This is a genomic window from Bacillus sp. FAU20 (assembly GCF_056033865.1).
On sequence record NZ_JBVYHY010000014.1, the window covers coordinates 20,427 to 41,561 of the forward strand.

Genomic DNA, 21,135 nt, shown 5'->3' on the forward strand with positions numbered 1-21,135 from the left:
TTCTAGATTCAGCAATTATTAGACTACGAATTATTCCAAATAAACTGGATGCAACATATACTTCATTTAAAAATAATTATTGGATTTGTTTGGATAAAAATCTAGTTTAGCGCTAATCCAATCGGATGAAATTCTTACCATAATACATTCACTCAATATAACTAAGTACATTTATTTCTTTAAATACTTATATTTAACTGTCTTTTAACCATTCTAACTGTATTACTTCATCGTTTTATCTATTCATTACAACCACTTTTATTTTATTGAATCACTAAACCATAAATTCTAAATAGGAGAATAAAATAAATTAGAGAATTATATTGTAACATATATATATAAGTTTTTAATATTAAAATTTAAAAACTTTACTCTTTTTTTATATGCAATATTACATGCGAAAAGCCATAATTTTTTTGTTATACTATGCATGTGGATTTTTCATCCAAAATCCACATGCATATTTATGTATATGCCACCCTAATTGATGAAAGTGAGAAGAGTGTTTATCATTTTTCTCACTTTTTTATTTAGGCTCTGTTAATATTGATTATTGATAAAAAGTATTAAATAAGGGAAGACACCTTAGAGTTGGTGCTTCCCTTATTTGTTGATTATTCAAATCTAAAATAGGTATTTTCTAAACCTATTCTTTGCTTTAATGTTCTGCCCAAAGCATAATTATTTGGTAATTCTTTTTCAATGACACAAATAATATAACCTGCTTTTCCTGTTGTTAAATTAGTTAGTTGTAAGTAGTTAGTGTTGTCGTAGATATAAGAAATAATATATTCATAGAAATTATTTTCTTTATCTTCTCTATTCATACCAACATTGTACGACCTAACTCTTGCTCCTACCCAAATTTCCTCATCATCATCAACATTACTTAAAGGCATCCATTTCGAGTTATCCAATATTTCACCCTTTTCTTAATTCATTCGTTTATACACGAATGTTGCTAGACACAAACTATCATAAGCATCCGTCATTTCATTGATTAGACGACCACCGACAGAGAAAAAAGACTCAACATAGCTTTTTACCCATTGAAACACTTGCTCTTTTAGTTATTTTTACATTTTGAATCTACGAAAATGAATTCCCTTATAAAAACTCTAACAGAGAATCTTCCTTCCAAATTTCACCTAGGGAATTATTTGTTTTCCAAAAAACCTACCAACATCTTTATCAACTCATTTTAGAATATTTAAACAATAATTCCATATACATTACCTGCATAAATTATTCATTTTCTTTTATATAAGACCTACCTTTTTACTTTTGATAGATTATTAGACATTGGATTATTATACATAAATCCCAAAAACATGCGGTATTTTGTAGAATTTTGTCTATCAATATGTATGTACACCCTTTTGTAGTGGATATAGACTGTGAGGTGTAAGGAGATACCTTACAAAATAATAAAAAGGAGATTATAGAATGAGTAGATTAACAAAATTCTCAAAGTTAGTATTTGCAACTTTAATCGCGGGAAGTAGTCTAAGCACCTTTGTTTCGTCACACAGTGTACAAGCTGACACCTTAGATCCTAATTACCAAGACAATGTAAAATTCATACCACCTTCTAGTGCTAGGCCAAAATTGGAACAAAAAAACACTATTGTTCCAGAAGCAAAAGTTGTTAAAAACCATTATGTAAAGTACTCTAAAGCACATTTCCAAACTAAAGAAAGTATACCAAAAGAGATTTATTATTCTTCAGAAGGCTTTAAGGGCTATATACAGGCAAGTACCGTTTGGGATATGGGAGATCATTTCGCAACACTATATTCCGGAACCGTTATTCGATGTTAGACTTTTAATCCATTCTCCCCTAATGCTTAAAATGATTAATAACTCACTGCCAATACTGTAATATCTATTGTTCATAAAATAAACCACAAAATCTTTCGATTTCATGGTTTATCAAATATAAAGATAATGCTAAACGAATACTCTAACATTACCTTCCCCAAAGTTAATTATAGAGTATTTTCAAAAAAAAGACACTCTTGTAGTGTCTTTTTTATAGTATTTTAAAAAGAATTCCACCTACTAACACCTTTTTGTTGCGCCTATTCGTTTATTTCAATATGATACTTTTCCATCTCGTATATGCAATAGACAATGATAGCTAAACTCCAACTGACACTATAATAATTATGTGTGTAGAAGTCATAGCCCGCTTTAATACCTTTCTCTATTACAACTAATGTAAATCCTAAAGCCACCCATCTGTTAATTTTCATCTTTATAAACGTTAAAGAGATAATTATTAAAAATAAAATATTTGTAAGATGATTTATCATTAGCTCATATTTTTGAATGTATACTGCCATTATACAAGCAACGATATTAGTCGCAATGCCAAAGGCAATCACCGCTCTCCAAACCCTGTCCGAAAGTCCCACTCCTGAGTCAGTCCCTTCCTAAACAAATATCCCTTTCTTTAATTCGTTCCTACACCCTATTCAAGATATGCTAAATTATCCTTGTCTGATGAATATCTATTTATCTTTTCATATAGAGCAAACAAAATTTCTACTCATAATTTTTTCTTTATTAGACAAACTATGTCTAAACCGTTTGAACTAGCGGCTTCACTCTTCTGGTAATGGGATAGCACAATTTATTGAATTGACTAACTCATTCACCCCACTGGCACCGGCAGGCAATAAAATATTTGTCTGCCATTTTCATGTATACTTTTTCTAATTTCATTTCAAACCAAGTGTGTGCTGTACTGATTTCAAAAGGACAGAATTTCATTTTTTAAAATGTAAAAAAGATAAGATCCTGTCTACTTTTGGTATAGAACTTTTTCTTTTCACACATACTATTTTTGAACCTGTTTACCAATACGTGTCCTAATGGTGTCTTGAATTCCTCCTAAAAAGGGCTGCAGATACGACTGCATGCCCTTTTATTTACGTTGTTTCTCTATACCCAATAAAGCAATTAAAAGCTAAAAACACACTATTACACATTCTTTTAATTCCAGATTATGTTAAAATTTCTTAAGTTGCTTATTTCATAGTCGAATTATGATTTCGTATCTAATTCAGCAATATCTGAGCTGTATCTATTATAATTAACAACATAACAATTGAAGTACCAAGGCTCACACTCCCTTCTACTGTAAAAAAAGGTGATGTTCTTATTATTGAGTTTAATAAATATGCAATTGATAAAAAGGAAACAGAAAAAAGCAGACGTGAAATTCAAAATTTATTGGATAAACTATTTGAATAGTAATATTAATTCATCAAACAAGAAGAGCTATCCAATAGGACGGCTCCTCTTTATTTCACATACACATAGGCTTTGTTCGCAATAATATAGCATGTTTTTCTTTTGCTGTTGTGAAATATACAATTAAAAAAGTGAGCAATATAGTTATATTGTTCACTTTTTTGATACATTTATGAAACATTCATGTGTTATCTTCATTACGTTTTTTCTTTTTATAAAACCATGTGCACTAGAAGCCCTAGAGCCCTAAACTCTAGGGCTTCTTCATTTACAATGAGTATATTTTGTCTTATTTACTATTCATTACCTTTATAAATAATTTCTAGCACTCCTTTGTGATTTCCATTTTAACATTAGAATAATTATGAGCAACTCAGAGTAGTCATTGAGCACTTTTTATGGCGCTTTTTATTTCTAACTAGATTAGGACTTTGTTAAAGAACTAAATAAAATCCAATATTCTACTAATAATCACAATACAATCTGTTTGTTACTCAAGTTGTATTAAAAAGAGCAGTTATTACAACTAACTGCTCTTTTTTATTTTGGTTTCTTGCATTTCTATATAAATTTTTTAATCCTATTCGTACTATTTTTGCAACTTAAAATATCACTAATACGTAAACCTGTATTGTATAACAATTTTACTACATTGTTTGGGACAAATTTTAATTTAAACCATATATTATCTATATTTATTAAACCTTTTCTGTTTTTGGAAAAGAGATACCAAAAACTGTTTTATTCCATGGACTACTTTCAACCCATATCCTGCCCTGATTTTTTTCTACTAAGGATTTAGCAATAGCAAGCCCTAATCCACTACCTCCATTAATAGAATTTCTTGATTGGTCACCACGATACATTCGTTCAAATACATGATCTAAATCATGTTCCGCGATTCCCTGTCCTTTATCCCAAACAAGCAATTGGAATTCTTGATTTGATTCCATGAGTTCTATCCCAAGTACTTTTCCTTCTTTCCCATATATAATAGCATTTTTTATTAGGTTATCTATAATTCTTATAATACTTAGATAATCAGCCGTGATAAAACATTTTGTTTTTGGTAAACTAAGCTTTAACTCCAAATTATTCTTCTTGATTTCAGGCAAATACTCAATTAATACTTCTCTGGTAATTTCAGTTAACTCTAGAAATTCAGGATTTATTAAAACTTCATCTGCATCTAACTTTGCCATATTAAATATTTCATTGATTAATTGCTTTAAGTTGCTGGATTTTTTTGAAATAATTTCAAGATACTCTTTTTTTTCTTCTCGAGAAACAGCTATATCATCTTTTAAAGCATCAATATATCCTATAATAGATGTAAGAGGAGTTCTGATATCATGAGAAATACTTGATAAGAGCCTTTTTCTCGCATTTTGAGATTTAATGGATTCGATTTGAACTCTCTCTAACTGTTCAATTAATTCATTCACAGAAAATATCATTTTATTAAATACATTATCTTCATTTACAATTAACCTTGTTGTTAAATTCCCTTTAATTACACGTTGTAACCCCTCAATCATTATTTTCAAACGATTAACGAAGTGAAACCTTATCAGTAAGAGAAAAGTCGTAAAGAAAAATAGTACTATGTACAAAACAAGTTTATTTATTCCTAATAGCTGATTATTTAAATCTGTAAAAAAAAGTCCTATAATACATAATAATTGAAGAATATTAAGTAAGATAATTTTATCGCTATACATTTTGGTCACCTACAAACTTATATCCTATTCCCCAAACTGTTTGTATTAATTGAGGATTAGAGGGATCCACTTCTATTTTTTTTCTAAGTTTTCGAATATGGACCATGACAGTATTATCATCTTCTAAATAGTTGTCCCCCCAAACATTACGGAATAACTGAGATTTAGTAAACACTTGCTCCGGATTTGAGGCAAAAAACCTTAGTAGTTCCATCTCTTTTGCAGTCAAAGGAATCTCTTTCCCCTCTTTGAAAACAGTATATTTTTTCATATCAATTGAGATTTCTTTAAACTCTATACGTGTTTGTTCTCTATCCCCTGCCTCACTTCCTAAAACTAAAAATCTCCTCATAAGAGCTTTAACTCTAGCTACTACCTCATTTATACTAAAAGGTTTTGTAATATAATCATCTGCGCCCATACTTAAACCTAATATCTTATCAGTTTCATGATTTTTAGCAGTGAGCATTAGAATAGGAACATTCGTTTTTTCTCTTAACTTTCTGCAGACCTCAATCCCATCAATTTTTGGCATCATAAGATCTAATATAAACAGATCATATTTGTTTTTATTAAATAACGAAAGAGCGTGCTCGCCATCTATAGCAACATCAACCTTATATAATTCTCGCTCCATATATTTTTTTAATAAATCTCTAATTTCTTTTTCATCATCCGCTATAAGAATTCTAATTTCTCGCAAAATAACACCTGCTTTCATAATTTCTATTATACATGTCCAAAATTATTGCGCTTATTCTCTTTAATTTACAAGTCATCAAAATAAGAAAATTGGCATTTCTTTAAAGAAATGCCAATTCTCAAAAATTAAACTGTTTCAAACGCCAATATGTCGTTTATTATATTAGCATTCTTTTTAAGAATATCTAGCTTTGAATTTGATAACATTTCCATATGGGTTCCGTACCCTTGAATTATCCTGAAATTCTTCGTAGTAGCATTCTCCCACAGTAAATTATTTTCATCTTCTTTTTCTTTTACTGATTTTATATAACTTATATTTCCATCAATACTGCCATTTGTTGTTGTACTCTGTACATACATATAAGACTTCATAATTAATTCTATCAAATAATCACTAGCTAATTTTTCTAAATCTTTATATTTTTTCAGATTGAATTTTTCATGAAGTTCTCTCTTACACTCTTCCTCTGTATAAAGATTCTGTTCTACAATCGTACGGTATTTTGAATCAATAAGAATAAGATTTTCTACTTCAAAACCTTGTCTATTCAATTCTTTTGCCACATCGAATGCAAGAATTCCACCAGCTGAATATCCCACTAATGTGTACGGTCCTTCTGATTGAATATCTTTTATTATTTTAACATATTGTGCAATTCTATTTTCAGATTTAATAAAATTAAAACTGTAAACCGAATATGACTCAATATGCTTTGCTAGCCCCATATATGCTATTCCTATTGAAGCAGCAGGTGGGAAACAAAATAGTTTTTTATTGGTGCTTGTTGAGCTACTAAGTTGAATACAATCCTCTGTATAATCCTTTAACATTTCTTTTGCACCTTCTAAGAACGCTGAAAAACTTCGGACTGTAGGTTTATCAAATACATCTTTAAACGGTACTCTAAAGTTTAACTCTGCAACTATCCTTGAAACAAATGTCATAACGTTTAAAGAATTCGCTCCGATATCAAATAAATTAGTATTCATACCTATTTTTTTGATATTTAAAATTTCTTCCCATATGCTAACAATTTTTTCTTCTAAATCATTTCTTGGCGGTTCGTATTCTAATCCATATTGGACATTTCCATCTGGTGCTGGTAATGAATTTATATCTATTTTACCATTTGTTGTCAACGGCAATTCCTTAAGCTGTGTAAAAAATGCCGGTATCATATAATTTGGAAGTTCTTTTGATAAATATCTTCTCATCTCTGTAACAGTAATTGCTTTTTCTTTATTCTCTAAAACAACATATGCACAAAGATACTGACTATCCTCACCGTCTATTCTTGCAACAACTTTTGTTTCTTTTATATTATCTAATTTTAGAATTTGATTCTCTATTTCTCCTAATTCAATTCTATAACCACGAATTTTGACTTGATGGTCAGTTCTGCCTATAAATTCGATATTTCCACTAGGCAACCATCTTGCAAGATCCCCTGTTCGATACATCTTTGCTCCAGGTACATATGGATTTGATATAAATTTTTCTGCTGTCAATTCAGGTCTATTTAAATAACCTGTAGCAACACCATCTCCACTTATATAAAGTTCTCCTTCTATTCCTACTGGTAATATCTTTTGATTATCATCCAATATATAAATTTGAACATTATCAATTGGCTTCCCAATAGGTACCGATATGTGTTTATCGTCATTAAGGCTATATTTATAAATCATACAGCCAATTGTTGTTTCTGTTGGACCATACTCATTATAGATTTCAACATTATGATTGAAACTTTTTAAAATCTCTCTTGCTAACTCAGTCTTTAAATCTTCTCCACCCACTATTAATCGTTTTATACTTGAATTGCTGTTATCAATATCTCTTATCAACCTTAAATGGGATGGTGTCAATTTTACTATACCTACTCTATTATCCTTAAAGATTTTTCTTATAATTGGTTCATCCCCATCATTATTGTAAATAACTATTTTATTTCCAGAAATTAATGGTGTGAATAATGATGTAATTGTAAGGTCAAATGAGAAAGATGAATACAAGGCAAAATCTAAGGCCTCTCCTTTGACATATTCCTTATTCGCCCATGTTATATAATTGACTAGGCCTCGTTGCTTAAGCATAGTTCCCTTTGGCATACCTGTAGAACCCGAAGTATAAATCATATAAGCCAGATTGTTAGTATTACTTGTTACTTTTATATTTTCAGTAGAATAATGATTATACTCTTCATCTAAAAATACTATTTCTTTACTTAACCTCACTGCATCTTTACCTTTTGTAAGTATTATATTTGTTCCACTATCCTCTACTATATATTTAATTCGCTCTTCAGGATATTCAGGATCTATTGGTAAATATGCTGCTCCAGATTTTAAAATCCCCATAATTCCTATAATCATCTCTAGAGAACGTTCAAGCATGATACCTACAACTGTGTCTGGTTGAACTCCTTTATTCTGGAGTAGCCTAGCTATTTGGTTAGATTTTTCATTAAGTTCTTTATAAGTAAGTTGCTGCTTATCAAATACCACAGCTACCTTATTTGGAGTCCGTTCTACCTGTTCTTCAAATAAGCGATGAATTGTTTTTTCTTTTGGATACTCTGCCTTTGTTTCATTAAACTCATTCAAGAAATAATGCTTTTCTTCTTTTGAAAGGATTTCTAATTGATTCACATTTTTATTTTCATCTTGCACAACTTCGTCCATAATATTTTTTAGATGATTTGCTATGTTCTGGATGAGTTTTTCTGAATAGAGATTTCCATCATATGATATTTTGAGAACAAGCTGTTCACCTGGAACGACAACTATTGTAAATCCATAGTTGGTTTGTTCAATCCCTTTAATATCCTTAAACACGAAACTACTCTTACTTTCTTCTTCCTGAAGTAAACGTTCATCAAGTGCATAATTCTCAAAAATCATTACATGATCAATTAAATCCCTTTTCAAATCACTAAGAGACTGTATATCTGAAAGATTCATATAGTTGTATGCTTGGCTTTCTATTGCTTGTTGCTGTACCTCTTTTAAAATATTTTTAAAGCTCTTCTGTTCTTTTATATTAATTCTCGTTGGAATTGCATTAATGAATAATCCAACCATTTTTTCAATTCCAGCTACTTTGGCATCTCTACCAGAAACGACAGAACCAAATACAACATCGTCTGTATGATTATACTTGGCTAAAATAATCCCCCATAAAGTTTGTAGCACAGTGTTTAACGTAACATTATTTTGATTAGCCAATTCAGTCATTTTTTTCGTAAGTTCCCTTGAAAATTCAATGAGCGTCTCTTGTCCATGGTACTCTCTTGTACTATCAATTTTGAACGATGGAACTTTCGCAGGTTTTTGATATCCTGCTAAATATTGTTTCCAATATTGAATTCCCTCTTCTTTTTCCTGTTCTCCTAACCATCTAATATAATCACTATATGGTCTTGGCTCTTCTAAATTAGGATACTGTCCTACTTGTTTGTTTCCATAGATATGGAACAATTCTCCCAAAATAATACCTCTGCCCCATCCATCGAACAAGATGTGATGATTACTCCATATAATTGTATAAGCCTTATCATCAGTTTGAATAAGTTCCAGTCTAATTAAGACATCTTTACTAAAATCAAAACCTTTTTCTCGATCTTGTTCAATGTAGGTTGTTATACTTTCTTTTTGCTGATCTATTCCTTGCTGTCTAATATCTCGATATCTAAAGCCAATCTTTCGACCTTTTATAATTACATTTTTTGGTTTTTCTGTAATTTCATATTCAATTGCTGTCCGAAGGATTTCATGTCTTTTCATAATATCGTTCAAGCTTTCCTCGAATAAGTTGACATCAATAAACCCTTTGACATCAATGACAAGTTGTTCAAAGTATGCACCTGATTGTGGATCTTCTAATGCATGGAATAGCATACCCTGCTGCATATTAGCTAATGGATAAATCTTTTCTATTTCTCCCCACCTATTTTTCGCCTTTATTTCCTCTAGTTGTTCGAAGCTTAATTCTTTGTCTCCGTAGTCAAATGGTGTTTTTTCAGCCTGTTCCTTAGAAATGCAATGGTGGATTACATCAAGAAGAGCAGCCTTGAAAGCTTCCGTAAACTCCACTACGACATCCTCTGCATATACTTTTGTATTATAAGTCGTATCAATAGTGAGCTTTCCATCTAAGACAATAGCATTGATTTCTATAGGTGTTTCTCTTGTATGTTTACCTCCAATCGACTCTCCTGCCGATATCCAAGAAGAAGAAAAGATTGTATTATTGAGATCTGCATCCATTTGACCTAAGTAATTAAACAAAATAGGTGGCTGTTCAATACTCCATAAATCTGAATCTCCACTCAATTGTTTTAAAACCCCATAGCCTATTCCCTTATTCGGAATTCTTCTAAGAGACTCTTTCACTGTTTTAATAGTCATTGAAAGGTCCTTTTCATCTCCTAAATTGATGTATACAGGATATTTGGTTGTAAACCATCCAACTGTTCGGCTAATATCTACATTTTTTATAATCTGTTCTCTACCATGGCCCTCTAGATTAATCCTAATTTTATTTTCACCAGTTACTCTCCTTGTAGCTATTAAAAGAGCACTAATCAGTAAATCATTGATTTCAGTATGATATGCTTGATTTGTTTCTCTTAACAATCGGCTTGTTTCCTCTATTCCGAGAGCGGTACTAAAAGTATCACTATCCTCATATCGGAATAGTCCAACTTCCTCTTTTTTCTCTAAAAAGTTAACATTATCCTTTAATGTGTTCACCCAATATTGCTTTTCTCTAAGGATTTTTGCACTCTTAGCATACTCGTTGAGCTGAGTGGCATACTCTTTATAAGAAGTCGTTTTTGGATAAAACGCTATTGGTTCTCCTTTCATTAGCTGGCTGTATCCAAGTGCAAAATCTTCAAATAGGACTCTCCAAGAGATTCCATCCACCACAAGGTGATGAATAATAAGTAACAGATGGTCTCCAACATTCGTCTTAAACTGTGCTACATTTACAAGCGGTCCTTCTTGTATATCAATTTTCTTCTGTAATATTGTCGCAAGTTCTTGAATTTTCACATCTGGATTATCTTCTCTCGAAACGTCATAAACATAAAAACCAAATTGATTCTTTTCCACTTCTCGATTGAATTGAAGTACTTCATTATTCTCCTCTTTATAAATCATTCGTAAAGCGTCATGATGTACAAAAATTGCTTCCATAACTTCTTGTATCATTTCCTCACGGAATCCATCTTTCCTATACAACATAACTGCATGATTATAATGATTTACATCTTCTTTTCCATTCATAAAATACGCTTTTTGAATTGGAGTGAGCAACACATCTCCTGTTTCAATTTCATAAGAGCCTTCTTGTATTGTCTCAATATTGACATAGTTGCTTAAAAACTTGATTTCCGGATAGGTAAATAGATCTTTCATCTCTAACGTGATACCTTCTCGTGATAAACGTGAGATAATTTGTAAAGCTTTAATAGAATCTCCACCCGAAGCAAAAAAGTTATGGCTAATCCCAATTGACTTGACTCCTAATATATCTTCCCATACCTTCACAAGTTTTTCTTCTACCTGATTTCTTGGTTTTTCATAATCTACTCCCTTACCCACATCTGGCTCTGGTAAAGCTTTTTCGTCTACTTTTCCATTTGCCGTAAGTGGAATACGCTCCATTTGAACAAAATAAGATGGAATCATGTATTCAGGGATTTCTACTTTTAAGTACGCTCTTAATTCTTCAAATGATAGGTCCCTCTGGGATGTAATATATGCACATAGATATCTTCTTTCGTCCTGACCTTCTCGGTCAATCACGAATGCTTCTTTAATTTGTTCGTGTTTAACTAAATGACGCTTAATCTCTTCTGTTTCAATTCGATAACCTCTTATTTTCACTTGACCGTCAATCCTACCTGCAAGCTCAATTCTACCATCTGATAGTCTTCGAGCAAGATCCCCTGTCCGATACATTTTTTTATTTGGTTCAAACGGATTTTGAACAAATTTTTCTTCGGTCAAATCTGCTCTGTTTAAATATCCACTTGCTACGCCATCTCCTGATAAGCATAATTCACCATAAACACCTTCTGGGACAAGTTTCATTTGTTGATCCACTACGTAAGCCTTCATATTCTGAATTGGTCTTCCAATAACAGGGCATTCTTTGAAAGCTGCCATTGTATCATATTCAATAACTTGATATACCGAACCAATTGTCGCCTCTGTAGGTCCATAGTGATTCATTACCGCATGATTTGGGTAATGTGTATAGAATGTTTCAACATCTATTGGATTGATTTTCTCTCCACCTAACACGACTAATCTCAAAGTTTTACAGCTCTGATTATTTGAGAAACTCGGATCATTCACCAAGACGTTAAAGAGAGACGGTGTTAATTTCAAATAAGAAATCCCTTGTTCTTCTATATACTGTAATGCTTTCTGAGCATTAGTATATACTTCTTTTGTAACGAGATGCAGTTCACATCCATTTAAAAGTGATGAATATAGACTTGTATAGCCCAAGTCAAATGCATAGGAAGATACTAACATTGCCTTATCTGTTTCTTTTAGATTCGCTTCCTTTGTAAACCAAGTCATGTAGTTTACAACGTTGTTATGCTGAACACATACACCTTTAGGTGTACCAGTCGAACCTGATGTATAGATGATATATGCATTATGATTCCATTTATAATTGACTAATAAATTTGATGTATCCCTCTCTTTTATAGAATCATCTTCCATGGAGATTACTTCTGCATTAAATTGGAGAGTTTCTTTCCTTTCTCCTTTTACTATCAATAGGCTAGCATTACTGTCCTTTAAAATGACATTCGTTCTTTTATCCAGTTGTTCAGGATCTATTGGTAAGTAAGTAGCTCCTGCTTTTAATACGGCCATAATTCCAATAATCATTTCAAGAGATTCTTCCACTAACATACCTACTGTTATCCCTGGCTTTGCTCCTTTTTCTTGAAGCAACCTTGCCATTTGATTCGCTCTTTCATTCAGTTCCAGATACGTAAGTTTCTGATTTTTAAATACCACGGCTACATGGTGAGGTGTTCGTTTCACCTGTTCCTCAAATAATTGTGAAATTGTTTTATCTTTCGGATAATCAGCTTTTGTATCTTTATCATCCTGCAATAGCATCTGCACTTCTTCTTCTGAAAGCAACATAATATCCTGAATGCTTTGTTCTGGCTTCTCAATAATTTCTTTAAAAACCTGGATTAAATGTTTAGCTAATCTTTCTACAGTTTCCTTCTTAAATAATTTAGTTCTGTAATTTAATACACATTTGATACTACGCTCTTCTTCAACAGCGGTAAGTGTTAAATCAAATTTAGAAACATGCGCCTTCATTTGATATGGTGAGAAAGTTAAACCTTGTATTTCAAAATCATCATAGTCAAAGTTTTGTAAGACGAGCATTGTATCAAACAAAGCACTTCTGCTCATATCTCTCTTTAAATCTAATTTTTCAACTAATTCATCAAATGGATAATCCTGATTTTCATAAGCTTTTAAAGCATTGTCTTTAACTTCTTTTAAATAATCCTGGAATGAAACGTCTCGTTTTGGATAATTTCTCATTGCAAGAGTATTAACAAAAATACCCATAATCTGTTTCAAATCATCATGAGGTCTTCCTGCGATTGGAGATCCCACTACGATTTCTTCTTGCCCCGTATATTTTGAAAGCAGTGTTGTGTATCCCGCTAACAGAAGCATGTACAGCGTCACACCATGTTCCTTCGCCATCTTCTTAAGATTAACATATATGTCACTATCGATTTCAAAATGTACAAGGTCACCTTCTGTACTTTGAATTGGCGGTCTTTTATAATCTGTTGGCATATTTAGTACTGGTACTTCTTCTTTAAATACATGCATCCAATACTCTTCTTGTTTTTTCATTTCTTCTTGAGTAAACAATTCTCTTTGCCATACAGAATAATCTTTATATTGAATGCTTAATGGAGATAATTCTTTCCCGTTGTATAACTCAGCTAATTCCTGTGTAAAGATCCCCATTGATACACCATCTGATATGATATGGTGCATATCTAATACAATTACGTGCTCATCATCTGTAACATGTATGATTTCAACCCGTAAAAGAGGAGCCTTCTCCAAATCAAACGGTTTAACAAATCCATTGATTATATCATCTAGCTTATTGGTACCCATTTCTCTATACGTCACTTGGAAATCTATGTCTTTCTCAATCTTTTGAACTGATTCACCATCTACCATTACAAAAGAAGTTCTTAAAGCTTCATGTCTTTCGATTAATTTATGGAAAGCCTTCTCAAGTTGCTGAACATCCAAATCACCTTTTATCTTCATGGCGAACGGTATATTGTAAGATACTCCGTTACCCTCTATTTTGTTTAAAATATAAAGTCTTTTTTGTGCAGATGAAAGTGGATAATAATCTTGTTCTTCTACTTTTTTGATCGATGCATATACACTTTCTTTTGTAGAGTCAATAAATTCTCCAATCCCTTTTATAGTAGGTGTTTGGAAGATTTGTCGTAAAGGTATCTCCACCATAAGTTCCTTATGGATTTTAGAAACCATCGTAGTTGCTTTAAGAGAATGACCTCCTATTTCAAAAAAGTGCTGGTTGATACCGATTTTTTCTACTCCTAAAATTTCCTGCCAAATGGATACAAGTCTTTCTTCGACTTCATTCCTTGGTGCCTCATACTCTACTCCCACAACTGCACTTTCATCAGGTTCTGGTAAGGCCTTTCGGTCCACTTTTCCATTTGCTGTAAGTGGTAGTTTATCCAACTGAACGAAAAACGCAGGAATCATATACTCTGGAAGCTCTTGCGCCAAATCCTTCCGAATTTCTTGTAATTTGGATTCTTTCTTACGTGTTTCAGACGTAAAATAAGCACATAAATATGGTTGACCATTATTATCCTCTCTTGCGATGACAACGGCTTCTTTAATCTCTTTCTGTTTGAAAAGTTGATTCTCTACCTCACCAAGTTCAATCCTGAAACCTCGAATTTTCACTTGATGGTCAATTCTACCTAAAAATTCGATATTCCCATTAGGCAATAACCTTGCAAGATCTCCTGTCCGGTACATCCTTTCCCCTGGAATGAATGGATTTGGAACAAACTTCTCCGCTGTGAGCTCTGGTCTGTTTAAATAACCACGTGCCAAACCTTCCCCACTTACACAAAGTTCACCTGCAACTCCTAATGGCACTAAATTATTTTCCATATCAAGGATATAAACCCTGTTATTACTTATTGGTTTACCAATAAGTACCTTCTGATCTTCCTGTTTTAATTCACATATTGTAGAACAAACACTATTTTCTGTTGGACCATATTCATTAAACAATTTTACGTGAGGTATTTTCTGAAAATGTTTTGTAATTAGATTTTCATTAAAACCTTCACCTGCAATTGTCACAAATCTCAAATCTAATAAAGGCTTATCAATAGTGTTTAATAGATTATTATAATAGCTTGGAACGGCTAACAAATTAGTTACTTTATTATTTTGAATAATATTTATAAATTTACTGAAATTCATTCTTATATCTTCTATTAAAATTAATTTACCTCCAGAAAGCAAAGTAGTAAAAATATCTTCAACAGAGCTGTCAAAAGAGAAAGAAGGCATCTGTAACGTAATATCACTGTCACTATATTGATATGATTCTATTCTCCAACATAACGTATTGAGAATAGATTTATGATTCACCATTACACCCTTTGGTTTTCCAGTTGAACCTGAAGTGTATATTATATAAGCCATGTCAGCGGACTTATTTAGACTAGGCAAGTTTTCTGTAAATCTATCCTTAATCTTTTGTACATTTATATCAATACAAGTTAAATCATAATCTACTTGTTTATTTTCTTGTTTTAACAATATTTCTATACCACTGTCTTCCAACATATATCTTCTTCTATCCTCTGGATACTCAGGATCAATTGGAAGGTATGCTCCCCCGGCTTTTAATATCGCCATCATACCAACTATCATTTCAATCGAACGTTCAACCATAATACCAACCACAGTATTAGATTTCACACCTTTTTCTCTTAGCAGAGCAGCGACTTGATTAGATTTTTCGTTAAGTTCCCAATAAGTCAATTGTTTATTTTCAAACACAACTGCAATATTTTCAGGTGTCCTTTCTACCTGTTCTTGGAACAATTGATGGATCGTCTTCTCTTTTGGGTAATCTACTTTTGTATCATTAAATTCATACAATAAAGTTGTTCTTTCTTTTTCTGCAATTATGTCTATTTCATTTATTTTCTTATTCTCATCTGCAATCACTTGTTCAGTTACTTTTTTAATGTGCATTTCGATATTATCTATTATTTTGTCATCATAAATATTTCCATCATAAGTCAAAACTAAATTTAACCGCTCACCTGGAGTTGCAGCAATACTAAAACTATAATTGCTCTGCTCTTCTGCATGTATATCTTCTACCTCAAAACCTATATCCATTTTTTCATTTCCGGCAATACGTTTATCAACAGCATAGTTCTCAAACACAATTATATGATCTATAAGATCATTCTTTAATTTACTCATTGCTTGAACTTCAGCTAAATTCATATAGTTATAATTATTACTAGCTATAGCTTCACTCTGTACAACCGTTAAAACCTCTTTAAACTTCTGATTCTTTCCAAGGTTTATTCTAGTTGGAATGGCATTAATAAATAAACCAATCATCTTTTCAATTCCGTCTACTGGTGCTTCCCTTCCCGATACAATAGTTCCAAATACTACTTCGTCTGTATTATTATACTTCGCCAAAATAATACCCCAAATACTCTGGAATACTGTATTAAAGGTTACGCTATTCCTATTAGCAAGCTGTGTAATCTTATTTGTTAATTCGTTCGAAAATTCAATTACTTTTTCTCTTCTTAAATACTCACTATTATTCTTAGTAATCTGTAATTTTGGTATTTGCGCTTTCTCTTCATAACCATCTAAATATTGCTCCCAATAACTTTTACCTTCTTCTTTATCTTGCTCTTCCAGCCATTTTATATAATCGCTATAAGGTTTCGTTTCTTCTAACTCATATTCTTCACCATTTATTAATTTTCCATATACAGTGAATAACTCACCTAATACGATTCCAAGACACCAACCGTCCAATAAAATATGGTGATGACTCCATACCAATTTATATAAGTTTTCATCTGTTCTAATCAAACATACTCTCATTAAAGTATCTTTACTTAAGTTAAATCCCTTTTCTGTATCTTCTTCTCTATAATTTTTTATGAATAACTCTTTTTCTATAGTTCCTCTTTCACTTATATCGCAATATTGAACACCTATTTCTCTATCCGCTATTATTATTTGTCTAGGCTCCCCAACTATTTCATATTCAAATGATGCTCTTAGTATTTCGTATCTTTGCATGATTTTATTAAAACTTGTTTTTAATATCTCTACATCAATGTATCCTGTTATATCCATGACAGTTTGTTCAAAATATGCTTTTGAATTTTTGTTTTCCAAAGCATGGAACAGCATTCCTTTTTGCATATTTGCTAACGGGTAAATCTTTTCAATTTCGAAATCTTTATACTTTTCTTTAATATCCTTAAGTTCACTTAGAGTTAATTTAGTATCCCCATAGTCATAAGGCGTTTTTTCCACCTCTATTTGACTAACACAATGATCAATTATAGTTTCAAGACTTTCTTTAAACTTATCATTTAATTTCCTGATTGTTAGTTCATCAAACTCTAGCTCATTAAAGGTAGTATTTATAACCAATTCATTATTAATAATTATCGAATTGATTTCTATCGAATTATTTCTTGAAATCTTTCCTCCAATTGTTTCCCCATAAGAAAATTTTGATTCAGAAAATTCATTTCTGTTAACATCATTATCCATTTCACCTAAATAGTTAAATGAAATTGGTGCTTTTTGTTCATTTAATAGATACTTCTCTTTTGATAAATATTTTAGTATACCAAATCCGATTCCCTTGTTAGGAATTTTCCTTAAAGTTTCTTTTACCATTTTTATATTAGTAGCAAGATCGGTCTCATTGCCTAAATCTATAAGTACTGGATACATAGTTGTAAACCAACCTACAGTCCTACTAATATCTACATTTTCTAAGATATCTTCTCTTCCATGTCCCTCCATATTTATTTTTATACAATTTTCACTTGTTATCTCTCTAGCACCTAATAATAAGGAAGTTAACAATATATCATTTATTTCTGTATTGTATGCTCTATTGGATTTTCTTAATAAACTTATAGTCTTTTCCTTATTTAAAGAAATACTAACTGTTTTACTATTTTCGAATGTGTCACTTTTGAGCTCTTTTTTTCTAGGTATAAATGCAACCTCAGTATTTGCTATCTCTTGCCAATACTCTTTTTCCTTTAATAATTTATTGCTACTAGCATACTCCCTCAGCTTAGAGGAAAATTCTTTAAAGGATTCAGTCTTGAATCCAACGTCTAACTTCTCACCTCTTAAATCCTGAGAATATAGAGTTTCAAAATCTTCTAATATTATTCTCCATGATACTCCATCTACTACAAGATGATGAATGGTAATAAGCAGATGATCACCTTGATTCGTTTTAAATAAACAAAGATTAACGAGTTTACCATTTTTGATGGAAGATTTCTTTTGGATATTTGTCGCTAATTCATATATTTTCTCTTCCTTATTCTCTACTCCCTCAACATCATGAACGTATAAATCAAAGAGGTTATCCTTATAGCCTCTATTATACTGAATGATCTCTCCATCATTTTCTCTATAAATCATTCTCAGGGCATCATGCTGCTCTAATATCTTATTAAAGACTCTCTCTATTCTCTTTTGATCAAATCCATCTTCCCTAAACAGCATAAATGATTGATTAAAATGATCTAGTTCTTCTTTATTTTTCTCAAAATACCATTTTTGAATTGGAGATAATATTACTTCTCCTGTAACTATTTCATAAGGTTTTAACCGTTTGTTTTGCTTTTTTACATACTTACTAAGATCTTTAATTTTAGGGTTTGCAAATAGATCTTTCACTTCTAACTTAAGATTTATTCTAGACAATCTGGACACAATTTGCAGAGCCTTAATAGAATCTCCACCTGATACAAAGAAATGATGATTTATCCCTATATCCTCTATGCCTAGGATATCCCTCCAAATCTCAACAAGATGTGTTTCAACTTCATTTCTTGGTGCCTCATATTCTACCCCTGATTGACTACTTCTATCTGGTTCTAGAAGTGCTTTTCGATCCACTTTATCGTTTGATGTAAGTGGTAACTGGTCAAGTTGAACAAAATAAGAGGGAATCATGTAATCAGGAAGTTCCTTTTCTAAAAATTCTCTTATCTTGGCTGAAGATATTGCTTTTTCAGACACAATATAAGCACTTATATACGTATGATTTTTCTTATCCTCTTTTGCTACTACTACGACCTCTTTTATATCTTGATGTTTTAACAACTGGCTCTCTATTTCACCAAGTTCTATTCTATACCCGCGTATTTTTACTTGATGGTCAATTCTTCCTATGAATTCAACATTTCCATCGGGCATCCATCTTACAAGATCACCTGTACGATACATTTTTTCTCCACTGACGAAAGGATTTCCCACAAATTTCTCGGCAGTTAAGGCTGGATTATTTAAATAACCTCTTGCCAATCCAACTCCAGATATACATAACTCTCCTGTTACTCCAATTGGACAAAGCTGATTATACTTATTTACTATATAAACTTTAGTATTATACACCGGTTTTCCAATTGGAATATTATCATCATTTTTATTCATTAAGAAACTTGTAGTTACTACTGTATTTTCGGTTGGACCGTAGGCATTTACAAGTTGATAGCGAGTATTCTTATTTAAAATTAACTTTTCGCCACCGGATACTAACATTCTTAAAGAATGATTATCTTGTAATATAAATTGTTCACTTACCTTAGATGGGAATGTTGCAACTGTTATGTCTTTACTATTCATATATTCATTTAATTTATCTAGATCAAGCCTCATATCTTTGCCTAAAACGTGCAAAGTAGCTCCGGTGATTAAACAAGGGAAAATTTCTCCAATAGATGCATCAAATGAGACTTTCAAATAGTTTGTAATTCGATCTCTTTCTGTTATTTTATGAAAATCTACATACCAATTACATAAATTGACTAAGGAATGATGTTCCACTAACACCCCTTTTGGTAAACCCGTGGAACCAGACGTATAAATGACATAGGCTAAATCATTTCTATTATTACGCCTTTCCATATTAATTTGCTCTTGATTTTTTATTGTTTCATCATTAATTGAGATTTTAGTTATACATTCATTATTGATAAAATGAAGTTTATCGTATAAATGAGTCTGCGTTAATACGAATTTTGCGTTACTATCTTCTACCATATATTTAATTCGCTCTTCAGGATATTCAGGGTCTATTGGTAAATACGCTGCCCCTGATTTTAATATACCCATGATACCGACAATCATATCTAAAGAACGTTCCACCATAATTCCTACAATCATTTCTGGATGAACACCCTTATCATAAAGTACTCTAGCTACTTGATTGGATTTTTCATTGAGCTCCTTATAAGTAACTTGTTGCCCCTCAAATTCTACGGCAACCTTGTTTGGAGTTCTCTCTACCTGCTCCTCAAATAATTGATAAATGGTTTTATTCTTTGGATAATCCATATAAGTTTCATTAAATTCATTCAAAAGAATGTGCTTTTCTTCTCCCGAAAGCATATCTATTTGACCTAAACAAACTTCCTGATTATTAGTAATTTCTCTTAAAATACTAACAAAGTGCTCTGATATTTTAGCTATTGTCTCTTTCTTAAACAATTTTGTACAATATTCTAAATCAAATTTTATGATGTTATTAGTTTCTACTGCTGATAATGTTAAATCAAAATTTGCTATATTAAGTTCACTATCATATGTTTCAAAACTTAACCCTTTAATCTCTTCATTAGAGGTATCTAAGTTTTGTAGCACAAACATCGTATCAAATAATGCACTTCTACTCATATCTCTTTGTAAGTCCAACTTTTCAACCAGTTCATCCAAAGGATAATCTTGATTTTCATAAGCCTTTAATGCATTTTCTTTTACTTCTCTTAAATAATTACGAAATGTTTTATCTTCATTTGGATAATTTCTCATCGCAAGGGTATTCACAAACATTCCGACAATATTTTCAAAATCATGATGGCTTCTTCCTGCAATTGGAGATCCTACCACAATATCATCTTGACCCGTATATCTTGAAAGTAAAGTTGTATATCCAGCTAACAGAAGCATATACATGGTAACCCCATTTTCTTTTGCAATTCTATTAAGGTTCTTTGTCAACTCACTATCTATTTCAAAACTTCTTCGAGCCCCTTCAACACTTTGTGTCGGC

At 31.7% G+C, this 21,135-nt stretch carries 7 protein-coding genes; 2 read left to right on the forward strand and 5 right to left on the reverse strand.

Annotated features, from left to right (window positions below; genetic code table 11):
* Positions 1–614 precede the first annotated feature (614 nt).
* Complete coding sequence (locus tag AC0OM3_RS12005) at positions 615–899, reverse strand: hypothetical protein (RefSeq protein ID WP_474211978.1); 285 nt, start codon at positions 897–899, stop codon at positions 615–617.
* 547 nt (positions 900–1,446) lie between these two features.
* Between AC0OM3_RS12005 and AC0OM3_RS12010 the strand changes: the two genes are divergently transcribed.
* On the forward strand, positions 1,447–1,821 hold the full coding sequence (locus AC0OM3_RS12010) for a hypothetical protein (RefSeq protein WP_000088960.1): 375 nt from the start codon (positions 1,447–1,449) through the stop codon (positions 1,819–1,821).
* Positions 1,822–2,081: 260 nt separating this feature from the next.
* Here the strand turns inward: AC0OM3_RS12010 and AC0OM3_RS12015 are convergent, their stop codons facing one another.
* Positions 2,082–2,417 (reverse strand): hypothetical protein, encoded by a 336-nt coding sequence (locus AC0OM3_RS12015; protein ID WP_000524436.1) that lies wholly within the window; start codon positions 2,415–2,417, stop codon positions 2,082–2,084.
* A gap of 673 nt (positions 2,418–3,090) precedes the next feature.
* Between AC0OM3_RS12015 and AC0OM3_RS12020 the strand changes: the two genes are divergently transcribed.
* Positions 3,091–3,258, forward strand: coding sequence for a DUF3006 domain-containing protein (locus tag AC0OM3_RS12020; RefSeq protein ID WP_046945785.1), 168 nt, complete (start codon positions 3,091–3,093; stop codon positions 3,256–3,258).
* A gap of 698 nt (positions 3,259–3,956) precedes the next feature.
* Here AC0OM3_RS12020 and AC0OM3_RS12025 read toward each other — a convergent pair.
* The 3 genes from AC0OM3_RS12025 to AC0OM3_RS12035 form a co-directional block, all read right to left on the reverse strand.
* The gene (locus AC0OM3_RS12025) at positions 3,957–4,979 is read right to left on the reverse strand and encodes a sensor histidine kinase (protein WP_000286658.1); all 1,023 of its coding nucleotides are present in this window, start codon (positions 4,977–4,979) and stop codon (positions 3,957–3,959) included.
* Positions 4,972–5,682 (reverse strand): response regulator transcription factor, encoded by a 711-nt coding sequence (locus AC0OM3_RS12030; RefSeq protein WP_001206989.1) that lies wholly within the window; start codon positions 5,680–5,682, stop codon positions 4,972–4,974. Before AC0OM3_RS12030 ends, AC0OM3_RS12025 begins: the two co-directional genes overlap by 8 nt.
* 125 nt (positions 5,683–5,807) lie before the next feature.
* On the reverse strand, positions 5,808–21,135 hold a 15,328-nt coding region (locus AC0OM3_RS12035), incomplete at its 5' end, for an amino acid adenylation domain-containing protein (RefSeq protein ID WP_474211976.1).

Excerpts from the sequence above, each read along its gene's own strand:
- AC0OM3_RS12005 (WP_474211978.1), bottom strand. The coding sequence starts at position 899 with ATGCCTTTAAGTAATGTTGATGATGATGAGGAAATTTGGGTAGGAGCA.
- AC0OM3_RS12010 (WP_000088960.1), top strand. The coding sequence starts at position 1,447 with ATGAGTAGATTAACAAAATTCTCAAAGTTAGTATTTGCAACTTTAATC.
- AC0OM3_RS12025 (WP_000286658.1), bottom strand. The coding sequence starts at position 4,979 with ATGTATAGCGATAAAATTATCTTACTTAATATTCTTCAATTATTATGT.